Source organism: Bacillus sp. bc15 (assembly GCF_900142585.1).
Classification (GTDB): domain Bacteria; phylum Bacillota; class Bacilli; order Bacillales; family Bacillaceae_G; genus Bacillus_A; species Bacillus_A cereus.
Genome location: NZ_FRBJ01000005.1, coordinates 189,902 through 208,657, shown reverse-complemented (window position 1 = coordinate 208,657; position 18,756 = coordinate 189,902). Strand labels below are relative to the sequence as shown.

Sequence of the window (18,756 nt, the reverse complement as noted above, 5' to 3'; positions counted from 1 at the left end):
ATAGGAAATCATGCTTTTCTCTCATTATTGACGCTTTATAAATTTCGCTAAATCTTTAAATTTCACTTTATCTGAGTAATTCATTACGCCATTTACGTAAATGCGGCTTGTAACAGCATTTAATATCGCAATTGTCGCCAATAAGACTGCTAATGTTATCGTAATTTCTAGCATACCTGCTTCACCAGCTACAATACGTGAGAAGGTAACCATCGGTGTAAAAAATGGAACGTAAGAACTTACAACAACGATAGTACTATTCGGATCACTTAATGATTTAATACTAATGAAGAATGCAGCCATAATTAAAATCATTACCGGGAAAGATACAGCTTGTAAATCCTCCGTCTTAGACACGACAGCTCCAGCAGCAGCATACATCATTGCATAAAGTAAATATCCCGTAATGAAATAAACAAGAAACATGCTTACAACCTTTGCATCTAATTTCGTAAAGTCAATTGGAATACCCAATAGTGAGGCACTTTCTAAATCGACCCAACCTAACAAATATGGAATAAGATAACCACATGCCAATATGACAAGTTGCAATAAAGCCGTTGAAACAACCGCTAAAATTTTCGCATACATCATCGTAAGAGGTTTCACTTTCGGAAGCATTACTTCCATTACACGTGACGCCTTCTCAGATGCAATATTCATTGCGATTGTATTTCCGAACGCTACAATAAACATATATAAAGCAAATGTAAAGAAATAGGCAATTCCGAAAGAAGATGTACGATCTTTTATCGCTTCTTGCTTTACTTGAATTTCTGTTTGTAATTGCTGTGCAATTTCTGGTGAAACATTATTTTTGGCAATTGTCACCATCGTATATTGTTGCTTTAAATATCCTGCCATAATTGCAGAAGTTGCTTGGCTTGGAAATCCATTATACATATATGTAATCGATGGAGCCCCACCCTTTTCCGTCACATGGAATAGACCATCTAAATCGCCTTCTTCTACTTGCTTATGCAGTTTATCAAAATCATCCTTTGAACCAAGTGTTATTTTTGCTGATGGCAATAACTTATTTAGCTCATCTTTTTGTACTTTATATGTGGAACTCTCTACTACAACTGCAATTTTATCTTTATCCTTATTTTTATCATCGCCTGAAGTAAAATGATTAAATGCAAAAATCCCAAACACAACTAAAAATAAAATGGCACTCGTAATTAATGATTTTTTAGATAAAAATGCTTCCCTAAAATAAAATGAAAATACGTGAGAAAATTTACGCATCGTTATTTCGCCCTCTCTACAAAGATTTCATTTAACGTCGGCTCTAACATTTTGAATTGTCGTAAGCTAACACCTTGCTCTTGCAACTGTTGCAAAATCTTGAGAGCTTCCGCATCGTCTTGTACTTTCACATAAAGAAGGCCTTGTTGTTTTTCATACGATACATGTATAGCCTCTAATCCCTTTTCATTCTCTACTGTATCTTCAATCGTTAAATTACGGAAACCGTATTCTTTCTTAATATCACTTAGCTGTCCTTTTACGACTGCTTCACCTTTTTTCAAAATACATACATGTTGGCAAAAAGCCTCTACTTGTTCCATACGATGACTTGATAAAATAATCGTCTTTCCGCTCTGTACTTGTTCTTCAATAATACTAGCTAACATCCCGGCATTAACTGGATCAAGGCCGCTGAATGGTTCATCTAAAATGAGAAGTTCCGGATTATGAAGAAGAGCAGCAATTAATTGGATTTTTTGCTGATTCCCTTTTGAAAGCTCTCCAGCCGTTTTAAATTTATATTCTGGTATCGCTAAACGCTCTAACCAATGATCAATAGCGTGATCTACTTCTTTCTTCGACATTCCTTCTAATCTACCAAAATATCGCAACTGATCTATTACTCTACTTTTTGTATATAAACCTCTTTCTTCTGGTAAATACCCAATTGTTACGCCACTATCCCCAAATGCTTTTCCATCCCACGTAATCGTACCTTCATTAGGCGTTAATAATCCGAGAAGCATTTTGATTGTTGTTGTTTTCCCTGCACCATTTCGTCCAAGTAATCCTAGTACTTCACCTTTTGGTAACGAAATTTGCAAACCGTTAACTGCTTTTGATTCCCCAAATTGTTTCGTTAAGTTTTGAATTTGTAAACTCAAAGTATAAAGCCTCCCCTTTAGTATCATTCGTACTCTCTTTCAAAGACTATGTTTATTCAAGAAAAAATATAGCACTACACTTCATCCTCTTATATGTAAACACCGTCATTAATCCATCATTTGTTCTATTTAGTTAAAATTGTAAATAACAAAACCCTTTTTGTCAATTATAATTGTCATTACGACAATAAAACTTGTCAAAATAACTATTATTATTTTGCTCATCTTTCTAATATAGGACATACTACTATATATACAAAAGACAATATGCAAATGTTCATATAAAAATATTATATTTTAATATATAATATAAAATGATTTTCTAACATCAAGGAGGATACATATGAAGATGAAGAGGGGCATTACCACTCTATTATCTGTAGCGGTTCTATCTACATCACTTGTAGCATGTTCAGGAACACCAGAGAAAACAGTGGCGAAAGAAGAGAAAGTAAAATTAACAGAACAGCAATTAATGGCTGATTTATGGTATCAAACAGCTGGCGAAACGAAAGCACTTTACTACCAAGGGTACAATATCGGTCAATTAAAGCTTGATGCAGTTCTTGCAAAAGGGACAGAGAAAAAACCTGCTATCGTACTTGATTTAGACGAAACTGTTTTAGATAACAGTCCTCATCAAGCAATGAGCGTAAAAACAGGCAAAGGCTATCCTTACAAATGGGATGATTGGATTAATAAAGCTGAGGCTGAAGCCCTTCCAGGCGCAATTGATTTCTTAAAATATACAGAGTCTAAAGGTGTAGATATTTACTACATCTCAAATCGTAAAACGAACCAACTAGATGCAACAATTAAAAATCTTGAGCGTGTAGGTGCTCCTCAAGCAACGAAAGAACATATATTACTACAAGATCCGAAAGAAAAAGGAAAAGAAAAACGCCGTGAACTCGTTTCTCAAACCCATGATATTGTCTTATTCTTCGGTGATAACTTATCTGATTTCACAGGTTTTGATGGAAAATCTGTAAAAGATCGTAACCAAACAGTAGAAGATTCAAAAGCACAATTTGGTGAGAAATTCATTATTTTCCCGAATCCAATGTATGGCGATTGGGAAGGCGCTTTATATGATTATGATTTCAAAAAATCAGATGCAGAAAAAGATAAAATCCGTCGCGACAACTTAAAATCATTTGAAGTAAAATAAAAGAGGATGGCATTCGCCATCCTCTTTATTTTACTTTCTCTGTTAAAGGCAAGATAAACACTTCCACACGTCTATTCTTTGCCTTTCCTTCTTGTGTATCGTTTGGAGCAATTGAACGGTATTCTCCGTATCCAATCGCACTAAATTTTTCTGGTTGTAATTCTTTATTTTGCAGTAATACTTGCATAAAATTAACTGCCCGCTGCGTACTTAATTCCCAATTCGACGCAAACTGCGCATTGGCAATAGGGACATTATCCGTATGACCCGATACTGTAATTTCACGAGGTGACGCTGAAACAAGTAAGCTAGACATCTCTTTCGCAATCCCTAAAGATTCTAATTTCACATCTGCTTTCCCCGAATCAAACAGTATATTTTCTAATATTGTCACCATTAATCCCTTTTCAGTTAATTTAGTTTGAAAAGAAGAGGATAATTGTTTTTCATTAATATATTGATCAATCTTTTTTTGTAATGCTTTCAATTCATCCATCTCTTTTTTTTCTTTAGCTCTAGCTTCTTCTTGTTTTTTTGCTTGTTCTGCCTCAAGGCTACTTGCTGATAATTCTTTTTCCTCATTTGGCTTTTGATCACTTAAAAATTCTTTGTTACCTGTTCCCCCAGCTAATTCACTTCGAAAAGCAACTGCCATCTGTTTAAACTTCGCAGCATCTATACTACTCATTGCGAATAAAACGATAAACAATGCAAATAACAACGTTAACATATCAGAATATGGAATTAACCACGTTTCATCGATATGCTCATCATGTTTTTTCTTTTTGCCTCTTCTATTTTTCTTACTCCGCATTTTTTTCTGCTCCTTTTTCTAGCTTTTTACGCTCAGTTGCAGAAAGTGCACCTAAAATGCGGTTCTTCATAATAAACGGATATGTACCTTCTTGTAACATTAATAAACAATCAATGATTAAACGTTTTTTCTCAATTTCAGCTGAAGATTTTTGCTTTAACTTATTTGCAAATGGATGCCATAATACATAACCTGAAAAAATACCAAAAATCGTTGCAATAAACGCACCCGAAATAGCATGACCTAACTTTTCAATATCAGTTAAGTTACCAAGCGCAGCTACAAGACCGATAACAGCACCTAAAACTCCTAATGTCGGTGCATACGTACCAGCTTGTGAAAAAATAGCAGCTCCCTTTGCATGTCTTTCTTCAATTGCCTCTAATTCAGATTCCAAAATCTGCTCTAAATCTTCTGCGGATACGCCATCAATCACAAATTTCATACCGCGCAAAAGAAATTCATCTTGAATTTTGTCTAATTGTTGCTCTAAAGACAAAATACCGTATTTTCTACTTTCAGATGTCCAATGAACAAATAATTCTAGCAACTGTTCATAACTTAAATCCTTTTTATTTGAACCAAAAAGAACTTTAAATAGTTTTGGAACCCTTTTTAGTTGATTCATCGGAAATGCAATACATACTGCAGCAAATGTACCGATAAAAATAATTAATGCTGCGGCAGGATTTAATAAGGCTGTTACGTCAGCGCCCTTGACGACCATCCCTACTACCACTGCTAAAAATCCTAAAACAAGTCCAATAATTGTTGCAAAATCCATTCCCATTCACTCCTAGTCTATACAAGAAGTTCTTTATTCTCGATAATCGCTACATCTTCTTATGTATATATATTACATAAAAAATGCAATTCATGAAAGATAAGAAATGAATTATATAAAAAAATACTACAAATTCACACATTTTCTGACATTTTCTTTGCATTTCTATTACGTTATGACTCTTATATTCCTTTTCCAACAAACTAGACTTATAATAAAAAAAAAACGATACACATTTTATTAAGAAGGGACTGTGATTACAAGGCATTATGAAAAAGATAATAATTATTTCTGCCACTACTATTGTAATCGGTATCACATCTTTCACTTACTTTGGTTCTAAATCACCACTACATAATGAAGCGAAAGCTGTCGAAAGTCAAAAACATACTAACCACCCAAAAGAAGAGATTCCTGCTTTTCCAAAAGCTGATCATAATGCAAAGAAAATAGACAATGACTTTTCAGTTGTAACAAATCCAAAATCTAATCTTGTCTTAATTAATAAACATCGAAAACTACCAGATGGATACATTCCTGAAGACTTAACGAGACCAAACGTACCATTTTCTAGTCCAAAAGATAAAGAAAAAACATTGCTACGCAAAGATGCTGCGGAGGCACTTGAAAACATGTTCAAAGCTGCGAAAAAAGAAGGGCTTGATCTTACAGCTGTATCTGGTTATCGTTCATACAAACGCCAAAAATCGTTGCATGATACATACGTTAGACGTCAAGGAAAAGCTGAGGCTAATTCAGTAAGCGCAATTCCTGGTACGAGTGAACACCAAACGGGTTTAGCAATGGATATTAGTTCAAAAACAGCTAAATTTCAATTAGAGCCTATTTTCGGGGAGACAGCAGAAGGAAAATGGGTCGCGGAACACGCTCATGAATTCGGCTTTGTCATTCGTTACTTAGAAGATAAAACAGATACAACAGAATATGCATATGAACCATGGCACTTACGCTACGTTGGTAATCCATACGCTACATACCTATATAAACATCACTTAACATTAGAAGAAGCGATGGAAGACAAAAAATAAGAGAGCAAATTGCTCTCTTATTTTTCTTTCACTCTATCATTGTAGTAATTTCTTCTTCCATTCTTCAGGCCATGGTTCGCCTCTTCCTGTTTTTTTCGACGCTTGAACCATCATTCCACGACCTACTAAACAAACCTCTCCTTCTGCATTCTTCACCATATAATGTAGATCTAAAGAAGAGTTCCCAACCGATCCTGCCTTTACATACACCTTCAACTGTTCATCAAAATATATTTGCTTAATAAAATTACATTGTAAATCCGCAACAACGATCATCATTTCTGATGATGCATGTGTCCACTCTTGCATAAATCCAAGTTCTTTAAACAACGCAATACGAGCTTCTTCAAAATAAGTAAAAGCAACGACATTATTTACATGTCCAAACATATCTACTTCACCAAAACGAACCTTTACAGGATTGTAAAATGAAAAACCACTTTCCCATTTCTCGAAGTCTTCAATATAAGAAATTCTCTTCAACGCTATCTCCCCTTCCTGCCAAAAAACAGAATAAACTGAAAAATATAGTTATAAATATTGCCCCTTCAAAATGAAGAGGCAATATTTATTAATAGTTATTATCGCTACCAAAGAAATCTTTGAACGATTGAATTGTTGTATCACGGTTTAATGCCGCAATTGAAGTTGTTAAAGGAATACCCTTCGGACATGATTGCACACAGTTTTGAGAGTTACCACAGTTTGCTAGTCCTCCATCTCCCATAATTGCACGTAAGCGATCTGCTTTATGCATTTCACCCGTTGGATGTGAGTTGAATAAACGAGCTTGTGATAACGGCGCTGGTCCAATAAAGTCAGACTTACTGTTTACGTTTGGACATGATTCTAAGCAAACACCACATGTCATACATTTTGAAAGCTCATAAGCCCATTGACGCTTTTTCTCAGGCATTCTTGGTCCTGGACCTAAGTCATACGTACCATCAATTGGAATCCAAGCTTTAACGCGTTTTAGAGCATTAAACATGCGACTGCGGTCAACTTGTAAATCACGTACAACTGGGAATGTCTTCATCGGCTTTAAGCGAATTGGCTGTTCTAATTGGTCAATAAGAGCCGTACATGATTGACGTGGCTTTCCGTTAATAACCATCGAACATGCACCGCATACTTCCTCTAAGCAGTTCATATCCCATGCGATCGGAGTTGTTTGGTTTCCTTTTGAATCGACAGGATTACGACGAATTTCCATAAGCGCCGAAATAATATTCATATTAGGACGATATGGAATTTCAAACTCTTGGTCAAACTCTTGTGCATCTGGTCCATCTTGTCTCGTAATGATGAGGCGGATTGTTTTCTCAGACATGTTGTTTATCCCCCTTCTCTTCACCCTTAGCAGCTACATCATGTTTTGAAGAATAATCACGTTTACGTGGTTTAATTAATGAAACATCAACGTCTTCGTAATGGAATGCTGGTGCATTTCCTTCTCCTTCAAATTTTGCCATAGTAGTTTTTAAGAAGTTTGCATCATCACGATTTGGGAATTCAGGTTTGTAATGCGCCCCGCGGCTCTCATTACGGTTATATGCGCCAATTGTAATAACACGTGCTAACTCAAACATATTTGCAAGTTGACGTGTAAATGAAGCACCTTGGTTACTCCATCTCGCTGTATCGTTAATGTTAATACGTTTGTAACGATCCATTAACTCTTCAATTTTCGCATCTGTTTCTAATAACTTTTTATTTTCACGAACTACTGTAACGTTATCTGTCATCCATTCTCCAAGCTCTTTATGAAGAACATATGCATTTTCATTACCATCCATTGTTAAAATATTGTTAAATTTCTCTGTTTCGATTAATTCATTTTGCTCATATACAGTAGATGAAACAGCATCTGATGATTTAGAAAGACCTTTCATATATTCAATTGCGTTTGGTCCTGCTACCATACCACCGTAAATTGCTGATAATAGTGAGTTTGCACCAAGGCGGTTACCACCGTGCATAGAATAATCACACTCACCTGCTGCAAATAAACCTGGAATACTAGTCATTTGCTTATAGTCAACCCATAGTCCACCCATTGAATAGTGAACAGCTGGGAAGATTTTCATTGGTAGTTTACGAGGATCATCCCCTGTAAATTTCTCATAGATTTCAATAATTCCACCAAGTTTAATATCTAGTTCTTTCGGATCTTTATGAGAAAGATCTAAGTACACCATGTTTTCACCGTTAATACCTAGTTTTTGCTCTACGCAAACATCAAAGATTTCACGCGTTGCGATATCACGAGGTACAAGGTTTCCGTAAGCCGGATATTTTTCTTCTAAGAAGTACCATGGTTTACCATCTTTATATGTCCAAACACGTCCACCTTCACCACGTGCAGATTCACTCATAAGACGTAATTTATCGTCTCCAGGAATTGCCGTTGGGTGAATTTGAATGAACTCACCATTTGCATAATATGCACCTTGTTGATATACAGCAGAAGCTGCTGTACCTGTATTAATAATGGAGTTTGTTGATTTTCCGAAAATGATACCAGGGCCCCCTGTTGCCATAATCACGGCATCAGCTCCGAAACTTTTAATCTCCATAGTTTGTAAGTCTTGTGCAACGATTCCTCGGCACACACCTTCATCATCAACAACAGCTCGTAAGAAATCCCAGCCTTCATATTTCGTTACAAGTCCTGCTACTTCGTGACGACGTACTTGCTCATCTAATGCGTAAAGTAATTGCTGTCCAGTTGTTGCACCAGCAAATGCTGTACGGTGATGTTGCGTTCCACCAAATCGACGGAAATCAAGAAGTCCTTCTTCCGTACGGTTGAACATAACACCCATACGGTCCATTAAATGAATGATACCAGGTGCTGCTTCACACATTGCTTTAACTGGTGGTTGGTTCGCTAAGAAGTCCCCACCATAAATTGTATCGTCAAAGTGGATCCATGGAGAATCCCCTTCACCTTTCGTATTTACGGCACCGTTAATTCCGCCCTGAGCACATACAGAATGTGAACGTTTTACTGGTACTAAAGAAAACAGTTCAACATTTACTCCTGCTTCTGCCGCTTTAATCGTTGCCATTAAGCCAGCCAAGCCACCGCCGACTACTATAAGTTTCCCTTTCATGCTCTCCCACTCCTTACTGATTTGCTAGCTGTGGATCGATGAACGCTAATAATGCACTCACACCTACATAAGATAGACCTAAGAAAATAGCTAATGTTACATAAGTAGAGATTCTTTGTGAACGTGGAGATACTGTAATTCCCCAGCTGATGCAGAATGTCCATAGTCCATTTGCAAAGTGGAAAATTGTTGAAACAACACCAACTAAGTAGAATGCAAACATAGCTGGATTGTTTAAAATATCTGCCATCATATCATAGTTTACCTCTTTACCTAACATTGCTTGAATACGAGTTTCCCAGACGTGCCAAGAAATGAAAATCAGCGTAACGATACCTGAAATTCTTTGGAAAACGAACATCCAGTTACGGAAATAACCGTAAGAAACCGCATTGTTCTTAGCTGTAAATGCAATATATAAGCCATATATAGCATGGTACAGTATCGGTAAAAAGATGATGAAAATTTCTAGCGCATACCGGAATGGAAGGAGCTCCATAAAGCCTGCAGCTTTGTTAAAAGCCTCTGCTCCTCTTGTTGCAAAGTTGTTTACAATTAGATGTTGCGTCAAAAAGACACCAACCGGGATGACCCCCATTAATGAGTGCCACTTACGAAACGTATACTCGCGGCCTTTCATGTCCCCATTACCCCCTTGAATGTTTGACTGCTGTTTTCAGATTAATTTATAACAATAATGTTTTTTCACTATTGGCATAAGAAAAACTGAAAAAATTATTCGAAATATTTCAGCATAATTTGATAACAAGTTCATTTTACCCCTATTTTTGTCGAAGCGTCAAGAAAACGTATACATAATTTGCATATAATTTGGCAATTCTTTTTTTCTTCTTAGATATTCAGATTTCCCTAAAGAAAAATCTGTTTTTATAAATGAAAAATGTTATATAATAATCCCTATAGAAAGAGGGGAATATTGTGAGTAAAAATACAATCGATATAACATCTTTAGAAGATGTTTCATTGAACGCCTTCGCTTATGAATTGCTACGTGAAGAATTACTACCTGATTTAATCGGCAACGATTTAGATGGTATTTTATACTGGTCTGGTAGAAACCTTGCAAGAAAATATCCGCTAGAAACAATTGAAGAAGTCATTCAGTTCTTTGAAAAAGCTGGCTGGGGCACTTTAAGCATTATTGAACATAAGCGTCGTGAAATGCAGTTCCAACTTAAAGGCACACTCATTGCAGAACGTCAAAAACAAAAACGACATTCTTCTTATCAACTAGAAGCTGGATTCATCGCTGAACAAATTCAAAAGCAACGGAACGTCGTTGCAGAGTCATACGAAGAAAAGAAAAAACGTTCTGACTCTATTACATTTCTTGTAAAATGGGATATAAAAGATCTCATTGAAGTGTAAGCATTACCTACAGTCAACTAGACATATCAGTTTAGTTGACTTTTTTGTATTTTCATTCAGATGCATTTATTTTAAATCTTCAGAAATTATACCAAAAAACAGAAGACGTTGTAAACTACAACGTCTTCTTATCTGTTAAATACGTATAAATCGTCTCCGCGACATTTTTCGGCATACCCGCTTCGACAAATTCCTCTATAGAAGCTTCTTTCATCTTCTTTAATGAACCAAAATGTTTTAACAATACCTTTTTCCGTTTATCACCTATTCCTGGAATGTCATCCAATGCTGATTGAATGACAGATTTCCCATGTAATTGACGATGGAATGTAATCGCAAATCGATGCACCTCATCTTGAATACGCTGCAATAAATAAAATTCTTGGCTATTTCTCTCAAGCATCACAGGTTCCGGTGGGTCCCCAATAATTAAATGGGAGGTTTTATGTTTATCATCTTTCACAAGACCTGCCATCGGAATATATAATCCGAGCTCATTCTCTAGAATATCACTTGCAGCCGCTAGATGGCCTTTTCCTCCATCAATAATAATCAAATCAGGTAAAGGTGAATTTTCTTTAAGGGCCCTTGTATAACGGCGCCTCACAACTTCTCTCATAGACTCATAATCGTCTGGCCCTTGAACCGTTTTAATTTTATATTTTCGATACTCTTTCTTCGCCGGTTTCCCATCGATAAAAGCAATCATTGCAGAAACAGGATTTGTTCCTTGAATATTTGAGTTATCAAACGCTTCAATACGATACGGCGTTTCAATCCCAAGCTGCTTCCCTAAATGATCTACTGCTTTAATCGTTCGTTCTTCATCACGTTCAATTAAGTAAAACTTCTCTTCAAGAGCAATTTTCGCGTTTTTATTTGCTAATTCTACAAGGTCTTTTTTCTTACCACGTTTCGGCTGTGTCGCTTCTACTTCTAAAAAGCGCTCTACTAATTCCGAGTCTATACTTCCTGGAACGACAATTTCCTTCGGCTTAAAATGACTACTGTTTTCATAAAATTGGCCGATAAATGTTAAAAAGCCCTCTTCTGGTTCATCGTAAATTGGAAACATAGAAACATCACGTTCAATTAGCTTTCCTTTTCGAACGAAGAAAACTTGAACACACATCCATCCTTTATCCACTGCATATCCAAACACATCACGATCCACTAAGTCACTCATAATCATCTTTTGTTTTTCCATAATCGCATCAATATGAGCAATTTGATCACGCAACTCTTTTGCACGTTCAAACTCTAGTTTCTCTGAGGCCTCATACATTTTTACTTCTAATTCTGAACGAACTTCTTTATGTCCACCATTTAAAAACTTAATAATTTCATCTACAATTTCTTTATTTTGTTCTTCCGTCACTTCTTTCACACACGGCGCTAAGCATTGACCCATATGATAATACAAACAAACTTTATCTGGCATATTCGTACATTTCCGAAGTGGATACATACGATCTAGCAGTTTTTTCGTTTCATGAGCAGATTGTGCATTTGGATAAGGACCAAAATACTTTCCTTTATCCTTTTTTACATTTCGAGTAATGAGTAAGCGCGGTTGCTTCTCCGCCGTAATTTTAATAAAAGGATATGTTTTATCATCTTTTAATTGAATATTATATTTCGGATCATATTTTTTAATTAGATTTAACTCTAAAATAAGTGCTTCTAAATTCGAAGAGGTTACAATATATTCAAAATCAACAATTTCTCCTACAAGCCGCAGTGTTTTCCCATCATGTGAACCAGTAAAGTACGAGCGCACACGATTTTTAAGCACTTTTGCCTTTCCAACATATATAACCGTTCCTTGCTTATCTTTCATCAAATAACAACCAGGTTGATCTGGTAAAATAGCCAACTTCTCTTTCAAATGTTCGTGCACTCGTCTCCCTCCATTTCTACATACTTAGCATTTTTATTTTCCCTTGAAAACATACTATGCTCAAACACCCAACATACGTTCTTTTATTGTAACGGAAAGACTGTAAAAAAGAAAATAAAAAAAGCTACCAACTGGTAGCTTTTTTTATTTTAGAAATGTTTAGAAACTAATTCTACTAACGCTTCTTTCGGTTTGTAACCTAACGTTTGATCAACTACTTTACCGTCTTTTAATACGAAAAGAGCTGGAATGCTCATTACTTCGAATTGACGAGCAGTTTCTTGGTTCTCATCAACATCTACTTTTACTACTTTTACTTTTTCGCCTAGTTCTGCATCGATCTCCTCTAATACAGGAGCGATCATTTTACAAGGTCCACACCAAGGTGCCCAGAAATCTAATAATACAACACCTTCGCTAGTTTCAGCTGCGAAGCTTTGGTCATTTGCGTTTACAATTGCCATTTTATTTCCTCCTTCAAGTATATTCTACCAAGAGTATATCATTAACTTATATACGTGGCGAATAATATGTATCGTTATGTATTGTAACAAAAAAATGTTCCTTTATACTATATAAAAATATGGATTAAATACTAAAAAGATGAGAGACAGGGGATCTCTCACCTTTTTCTATATATAGGGGTACTTCACTTGGAACTCAAGGGTACTTAAATCATGAATGTACTTTTAACTTTTTAAACTCTTCTGTTAAAAGAGGTACAACTTCGAACAAGTCACCAACAATACCGTAGTCAGCTACTTTGAAGATACTTGCTTCTGGATCTTTATTAATCGCAACGATTATTTTTGAGTTAGACATACCTGCTAAATGCTGAATCGCACCAGAAATACCACATGCAATGTATAAGTCTGGCGTAACAACTTTACCAGTTTGACCAATTTGTAATGAGTACTCACAGTATTCAGCGTCACAAGCACCACGAGATGCCCCAACAGCGCCGCCTAGTACGTCAGCTAACTCTTTTAATGGTTTAAATCCTTCTTCACTCTTCACACCGCGTCCGCCAGCGATAATAACTTTCGCTTCAGAAAGATCCACACCTTCTGCTGTTTTACGGACAACATCTTGAATAATTGTACGTAAATCTTTCACATCAACTGTAATAGAAGATACGTCACCGCTGCGAGACTCATCTTTTTCCAGAGTTGCAATGTTATTTGGACGCACTGTCGCAAATAAGATGCCGTCTGTTACAATCTTCTTCTCGAATGCTTTACCAGAGTAAATTGGACGAGTGAAGATAACATTTCCACCTTCAACCTCTAAAGCAGTTACGTCAGAAACTAAACCAGCTTCAAGCTTCGCTGCTAATTTTGGTGATAAATCTTTACCAAGTGCCGTATGTCCAAAGACAATACCTTCTGGATTTTCTTCAGCATGTACAGCTAAAAACGCTTGTGCATAACCATCAGATGTATATGATTTTAATTTATCATTTTCAACTGTCACAACGCGATCTGCACCGTAATGAATCAATTCATTTGCAAAAGAGGCAACGCTGTCTCCAATTAGAAGACCTACTACTTCACCGCCTTCTGCAATTGTTTTTGCTGCTGCTACCGCTTCAAACGAAACGTTACGTAGCGATCCATCACGAACTTCACCCATTACTAATACTTTACGAGCCATAGATTTTCCCTCCTGCATATATAATTTCGTATTTTATTAGATTACTTTCGCTTCTGTATGGAGCAACGATACAAGTTCTTTTACTTGATCTTGCAGCTCGCCTTGTAACACTTTTCCTGCATCTTTCTTAGGAGGCAAATAGATTTCAATTGTTTTTGTCTTTGCTTCCACATCATCTTCTTCTAAATCTAAATCATCTAATTCTAATTCTTCTAGTGGCTTTTTCTTCGCTTTCATAATACCTGGAAGCGATGGGTAACGAGGTTCATTTAAACCTTGCTGTGCTGTTACTAAAACTGGTAATGAAGTTGCAATCACTTCTGTATCACCTTCAACATCACGCTCAATCTTCACATTTGTACCGTCAATTTCAAGTTTTGTAATTGTCGTTACATATGGAATATTTAACGCTTCAGCTACGCGTGGCCCTACTTGTCCAGATGCACCATCAATTGCAACGTTTCCGCCTAAAATTAAATCTGCATCTTTATCTTTTAAATACTCAGCAAGTACTTTTGCTGTCGTGAACTGGTCACCATTTTCTACATCATCTTCAATATTAATTAATACCGCTTTATCACAGCCCATTGCTAATGCAGTACGAAGTTCTTTCTCACTATCTTCGCCACCGACTGTTACAACTGTAACTTCTCCACCTTGTGCGTCTCTTACTTGAATTGCTTCTTCAATTGCATATTCATCGTAAGGGTTGATGATGAATTCCGCTTCGCCATCGTAAATTGCACCGTTTTTAATTACGATTTTTTCTTCTGTATCAAATGTTCGTTTCATGAGTACGTAGATGTTCATTCCATTTACCCCCTTGTTTTTCAGAAAGATTCTATCAATTTTAATTTTCTGTTAATTTATATTAAAAAAATAATTGAACTACCTGCCACTAAATGAAGGTTTACGCTTTTCTAAAAATGCGGCTACACCTTCTCTTCCATCTTCACTCGTAAATACTTCACCAAAAATTTGTGATTCACGTTGTACACCTTCATAGTAATGAGACGATTTTGTCGTTTGCAATAACTCTAGTACAGCACGAGTTGTTGCTGGACTTTTTCCAGCAATTTGTTTTGCAACTTTAAGCGTATCATCTAAAAATGATTCTTCAGAGAACAATCCGTTAACAAGTCCCCACTTTAATGCTTCTGCACCAGTAATTGGTGTACTTGTTAACATCATTTCACAAGCTTTCGCTTTCCCAACATAACGTGGTAAGCGCTGTGTACCTGCAAAGCCAGGAATTAATCCAAGTGTTAATTCAGGTAAACCAAGTTTTGCACTTTCAGTTGCAAAGCGCATGTGGCAAGACATAGCAAACTCAAGGCCGCCGCCCAGTGCCGCTCCATGAATTGCCGCAATAACTGGTTTTGAACATTTTTCAACACGCTCAAACGTAACTTGTCCAAGTTGTGCTAATTCTGTTGCTTGCTTCGCTTCAATAACAGATGTAAATTCTTTAATATCTGCTCCTGCTGAGAAGAAACGTCCTTCACCGTGAATAACAACAACACGAATGTTATCATCCTTTTCCACTTGATCAATTAATTCAGTAACGTCATGCATAACTTGTGAAGACATCGCATTCGCTGGTGCGTGATTTAACGTCGCCACCGCGATATGATCTTCAACTCTTACAGATAGGAATTTCAACATGATCCCTCCCATTATTGACGATAACCACAAGCTGCAATAAGTAGCCCGTGTACCGTTTTTGAAAGTGCGACCAGATCATACTTATGATCGCTCATTACCCAATTGGTCACAACTTCATCTACTGTTCCAAAGATCATTTGTCTTGCCACGCGAACATTTAAATCTGCTTGAAATTCACCTTGTTTTATACCAGTCTCTAAAATCTCATCCATAACTTGTAAGTAGCCTTTTAATACTTCATTTATTTTAAGGCGCAAGTCTTGATTGGACTGCCTTAGCTCTAATTGCGTAACGATAGCAAGCGGATCATTTTGCGACAACAGCAAGAAGTGCGTTTCTACCAACATGAATAACTTCGATACAGCGCTTTCAATTCCTGCTGTTTTTTGACGAATTGTTTCGACAAATTCTCCCATCTTCTCTTGGAATAAGGATATTAATATATCTTCTTTATTTTTAAAATATAAATAAATCGTGCCATCAGCTACCCCAGCTTGCTTTGCGATTTTAGAAACTTGCGCTTGGTGGTACCCATTCTCCGCAATCACAATGACTGCCGCATCAATAATTTGATTGTATTTCGGTCTATTTTTCTTCACTTTACTGTCCCCTTCAAGAAGATGACTGAATGAATAGTCATTCATATTCTTATAATACTGACTATTTAGAAAAGTGTCAATCCTATTTTTTCAAAAAGAAAGGGCCTTAGCCCGTTTGCTCATCCTCATTCTTTCTCTTCTCTTCATCTATTAGAACACGGCGCAAAATTTTCCCTACTGTCGTTTTCGGCAATTCATCTCTAAACTCATATACTTTCGGCACTTTATAAGCCGCTAAATATTTACGTGCAAACTGATTTAATTCTTCCTCAGAGCATTCCGTACCTTCTTTTAACACAACAAATGCTTTAACTGTCTCTCCTCGGTACGGATCTGGAACTCCAATTGTCACTACTTCTTGCACTTTTTCATGCTCATATAATACTTCTTCAACTTCACGAGGATACACATTAAATCCACTCGCGACAATCATATCTTTCTTGCGATCTTTTACATAGAAGAATCCATCTTCATCCATGTAGCCAACATCACCTGTATGGAGCCAGCCATCTTGCAATACAGCCGCTGTTTCCTCTGGCTTATTCCAATATCCTTTCATAATTTGAGGGCCTTTCACTACAATTTCACCTATTTCTCCTGGCGGTAATGCCTCACCAGTTTCAAGCGACATAATGATTGCTTCTGTATCTGGCCACGGAACTCCGATGCTACCTGGTACTCGCTTTTCCCATAAAAAATTACTATGTGTAACCGGAGAGGATTCTGTTAAACCATATCCCTCTACTAGTTTACCACCTGTAACTTTTTCGAACTTTTCCTGTACTTCTACTGGCAGTGGTGCTGATCCACTAATACAAGCACGAATAGAAGAAATATCGTATTCTTTTAAAAGCGGACTATTTAAAAGAGCGATATAAATAGTTGGTGCCCCTGGAAACAATGTCACTTTATGCTTCTTAATCGCTTCAAAAACCATTTTCATATCAAACTTTGGAATAAGGACCATTTTGTATCCTTGCATAATACTTAAATTCATAACAGCTGTCATACCATAAACATGGAAAAATGGAAGAACCCCAAGAACGACTTCTTCTCCTTCTTTGCAATTATATAACCATTGAACTCCCATTAACGTGTTAGAGACGAGGTTTTTATGCGTTAACATAACTCCTTTTGGAAATCCGGTTGTTCCTCCTGTGTACTGTAAAAGAGCTAGATCATTTTCAGGATCACAAGGCACCTCAACATTCGTATTCACTTCTTTTTCTACTGAATTCCAAAGATGAATCGTTTCACTCTCTGATACTTTCACAACTAAATTCGACTGTTTTTTCTGCACAAATGGATACAATAGATTTTTAGGGAATGGTAAAAAGTCTGCAATACGAGTTACGATAATATGCTCAATTTTTGTAGCAGATTGAACATTCGTTACTCTTGGAAACACTAAATCGAGACAAAGTATTACTTTTGCTCCCGAGTCATGAAGCTGATATTCTAATTCCCTTTCTGTATACAGTGGATTGGTTTGTACTACGATACCTCCCGCAAGTAATGTACCGTAATAACCAATTACAGCTTGCGGACAATTCGGCAACATAATAGCAACTCGATCACCCTTTTCCACACCGAGCTTTTGAAGATAATTTGCAAACCGCTTCACCTTATCATGGAAGTCCGAAAACGTAATATCCTTCCCTAAAAAGTGAAGCGCTTTCTTTTCTGGGTAGCGAGAAGCCATCTGTTCTACATATCTATGAAGCGGCTGAATATCATAAGAAATCGTACTCGGAATTTCCTCTGGATAACTTTTCAACCATGGTTTTTCCACCTTCATTCCCCCTTCAAATACATAAAAAATAAATGAATGTTCATTCATGATGGTTATTTTCATTATATTATAGTCACCATAGCGTTACAATCATAATATTCTGACTTTTGTATAACTATGCTTTACTTCATTAACTTCTTATTATATGTAGAAACTCTCTTAATCTTAAAAGAGTAAGAGAGTTATAGTTTAACTTAATCTTATTATCGTTAACACTGCTCCTGGAGTAGTTGTTGATAATGTTGCGACAGCTAACAAACCAAATAATTGCAAGCTAATAGCATCTCCTGCTGCAAGAGTTGTAATGATTGTTGCGCTAAATGATGTGGTCGCTACAGCAGGAGAATTGATTGTTCCGGCAAGTGGTGCTCCATTGATTGTAATCCGTGAACTAACTAATAATGAAGCCGTTATATTAATCGAATATGAAATATAGTAATTTCCAGCATTTGCAACCGTAAATACTGTATTTCCCCCGGAAACCGTAATACCTGGACCGATATTTTGATTATTCGGAAGCGGGACATTCGTTCCACCTAGAAGTACTGATATCGCTGTTCCTGACGTATTATTTGCAAATGCATATGTCGCCGTGATACTTGTACCTGTTGCTCCTGTTGGGCCTGTCACTCCCGTTGCTCCTGTTATTCCTGTCGCTCCCGTTGGACCTGTTGAACCCGTTG

18 protein-coding genes and 1 pseudogene are annotated in these 18,756 nt (G+C 36.7%); 3 read left to right on the top strand and 16 right to left on the bottom strand.

The annotated features are described in order from the left end of the window. Positions 1–24: 24 nt before the first annotated feature. Both BUA87_RS18575 and BUA87_RS18570 read right to left on the bottom strand, forming a co-directional pair. Entirely contained in the window at positions 25–1,251 is a 1,227-nt protein-coding gene (locus BUA87_RS18575; protein WP_072940454.1) for an ABC transporter permease, read from the bottom strand. Positions 1,252–1,253: 2 nt separating this feature from the next. Continuing rightward, positions 1,254–2,138 (bottom strand): ABC transporter ATP-binding protein, encoded by an 885-nt coding sequence (locus BUA87_RS18570; protein WP_065229401.1) that lies wholly within the window; start codon positions 2,136–2,138, stop codon positions 1,254–1,256. 343 nt (positions 2,139–2,481) lie between these two features. Here BUA87_RS18570 and BUA87_RS18565 point away from each other — a divergent pair, with 343 nt between their 5' ends. Continuing rightward, the gene (locus BUA87_RS18565; protein ID WP_000782771.1) at positions 2,482–3,309 is read left to right on the top strand and encodes a 5'-nucleotidase, lipoprotein e(P4) family; all 828 of its coding nucleotides are present in this window, start codon (positions 2,482–2,484) and stop codon (positions 3,307–3,309) included. 25 nt (positions 3,310–3,334) lie between these two features. On the opposite strand, the gene motB is transcribed toward BUA87_RS18565, so the two are convergent. Then, the gene (gene motB / locus BUA87_RS18560) at positions 3,335–4,123 is read right to left on the bottom strand and encodes a flagellar motor protein MotB (RefSeq protein ID WP_001256741.1); all 789 of its coding nucleotides are present in this window, start codon (positions 4,121–4,123) and stop codon (positions 3,335–3,337) included. After that, positions 4,113–4,907 carry a flagellar motor stator protein MotA gene (motA, locus tag BUA87_RS18555; protein WP_000344862.1) on the bottom strand — a complete coding sequence of 265 codons (795 nt, stop codon included), beginning with the start codon at positions 4,905–4,907 and terminating at the stop codon, positions 4,113–4,115. The genes motB and motA overlap by 11 nt, the downstream gene beginning before the upstream one ends. 269 nt (positions 4,908–5,176) lie before the next feature. Here motA and BUA87_RS18545 point away from each other — a divergent pair, with 269 nt between their 5' ends. After that, positions 5,177–5,956 (top strand): M15 family metallopeptidase, encoded by a 780-nt coding sequence (locus BUA87_RS18545; protein WP_053563591.1) that lies wholly within the window; start codon positions 5,177–5,179, stop codon positions 5,954–5,956. Positions 5,957–5,992: 36 nt separating this feature from the next. On the opposite strand, the gene BUA87_RS18540 is transcribed toward BUA87_RS18545, so the two are convergent. The 4 genes from BUA87_RS18540 to sdhC all read right to left on the bottom strand — a co-directional run bounded on the left by BUA87_RS18540 (position 5,993) and on the right by sdhC (position 9,715). Continuing rightward, positions 5,993–6,439: an acyl-CoA thioesterase gene (locus tag BUA87_RS18540; RefSeq protein WP_072940449.1), complete on the bottom strand. Its 447-nt coding sequence runs from the start codon at positions 6,437–6,439 to the stop codon at positions 5,993–5,995. An 88-nt stretch (positions 6,440–6,527) separates the two neighbouring features. Beyond that, positions 6,528–7,289: a succinate dehydrogenase iron-sulfur subunit gene (gene sdhB / locus BUA87_RS18535; protein ID WP_001291830.1), complete on the bottom strand. Its 762-nt coding sequence runs from the start codon at positions 7,287–7,289 to the stop codon at positions 6,528–6,530. Continuing rightward, entirely contained in the window at positions 7,282–9,075 is a 1,794-nt protein-coding gene (gene sdhA, locus BUA87_RS18530) for a succinate dehydrogenase flavoprotein subunit (RefSeq protein ID WP_000676743.1), read from the bottom strand. Before sdhA ends, sdhB begins: the two co-directional genes overlap by 8 nt. A gap of 13 nt (positions 9,076–9,088) precedes the next feature. Next, positions 9,089–9,715, bottom strand: coding sequence for a succinate dehydrogenase cytochrome B558 (sdhC, locus tag BUA87_RS18525; RefSeq protein WP_000678354.1), 627 nt, complete (start codon positions 9,713–9,715; stop codon positions 9,089–9,091). A 299-nt stretch (positions 9,716–10,014) separates the two neighbouring features. Here sdhC and BUA87_RS18520 point away from each other — a divergent pair, with 299 nt between their 5' ends. Then, positions 10,015–10,464, top strand: a complete 450-nt coding sequence (locus BUA87_RS18520; protein ID WP_000042214.1) for a YslB family protein — start codon at positions 10,015–10,017, stop codon at positions 10,462–10,464. A gap of 115 nt (positions 10,465–10,579) precedes the next feature. On the opposite strand, the gene uvrC is transcribed toward BUA87_RS18520, so the two are convergent. The 8 genes and pseudogenes from uvrC to BUA87_RS18480 all read right to left on the bottom strand — a co-directional run. Continuing rightward, on the bottom strand, positions 10,580–12,364 hold the full coding sequence (gene uvrC, locus BUA87_RS18515) for an excinuclease ABC subunit C (protein ID WP_000544300.1): 1,785 nt from the start codon (positions 12,362–12,364) through the stop codon (positions 10,580–10,582). A 149-nt stretch (positions 12,365–12,513) separates the two neighbouring features. Then, positions 12,514–12,828, bottom strand: a complete 315-nt coding sequence (gene trxA, locus BUA87_RS18510; protein WP_001018944.1) for a thioredoxin — start codon at positions 12,826–12,828, stop codon at positions 12,514–12,516. Positions 12,829–13,039: 211 nt separating this feature from the next. After that, positions 13,040–14,017, bottom strand: a complete 978-nt coding sequence (gene etfA, locus BUA87_RS18505; RefSeq protein WP_000101946.1) for an electron transfer flavoprotein subunit alpha — start codon at positions 14,015–14,017, stop codon at positions 13,040–13,042. A gap of 36 nt (positions 14,018–14,053) precedes the next feature. After that, the gene (gene etfB, locus BUA87_RS18500) at positions 14,054–14,827 is read right to left on the bottom strand and encodes an electron transfer flavoprotein subunit beta (RefSeq protein ID WP_001029028.1); all 774 of its coding nucleotides are present in this window, start codon (positions 14,825–14,827) and stop codon (positions 14,054–14,056) included. Between the two features lie 78 nt (positions 14,828–14,905). Continuing rightward, positions 14,906–15,682, bottom strand: a complete 777-nt coding sequence (locus BUA87_RS18495) for an enoyl-CoA hydratase (protein WP_000911289.1) — start codon at positions 15,680–15,682, stop codon at positions 14,906–14,908. Positions 15,683–15,693: 11 nt separating this feature from the next. Then, positions 15,694–16,326, bottom strand: a complete 633-nt coding sequence (locus BUA87_RS18490) for a TetR/AcrR family transcriptional regulator (RefSeq protein WP_002001012.1) — start codon at positions 16,324–16,326, stop codon at positions 15,694–15,696. 61 nt (positions 16,327–16,387) lie between these two features. Further along, positions 16,388–18,073 (bottom strand): long-chain-fatty-acid--CoA ligase, encoded by a 1,686-nt coding sequence (locus tag BUA87_RS18485; RefSeq protein WP_000414744.1) that lies wholly within the window; start codon positions 18,071–18,073, stop codon positions 16,388–16,390. A 189-nt stretch (positions 18,074–18,262) separates the two neighbouring features. Further along, positions 18,263–18,756, bottom strand: a pseudogene (locus tag BUA87_RS18480) (collagen-like protein); the annotation flags it as partial.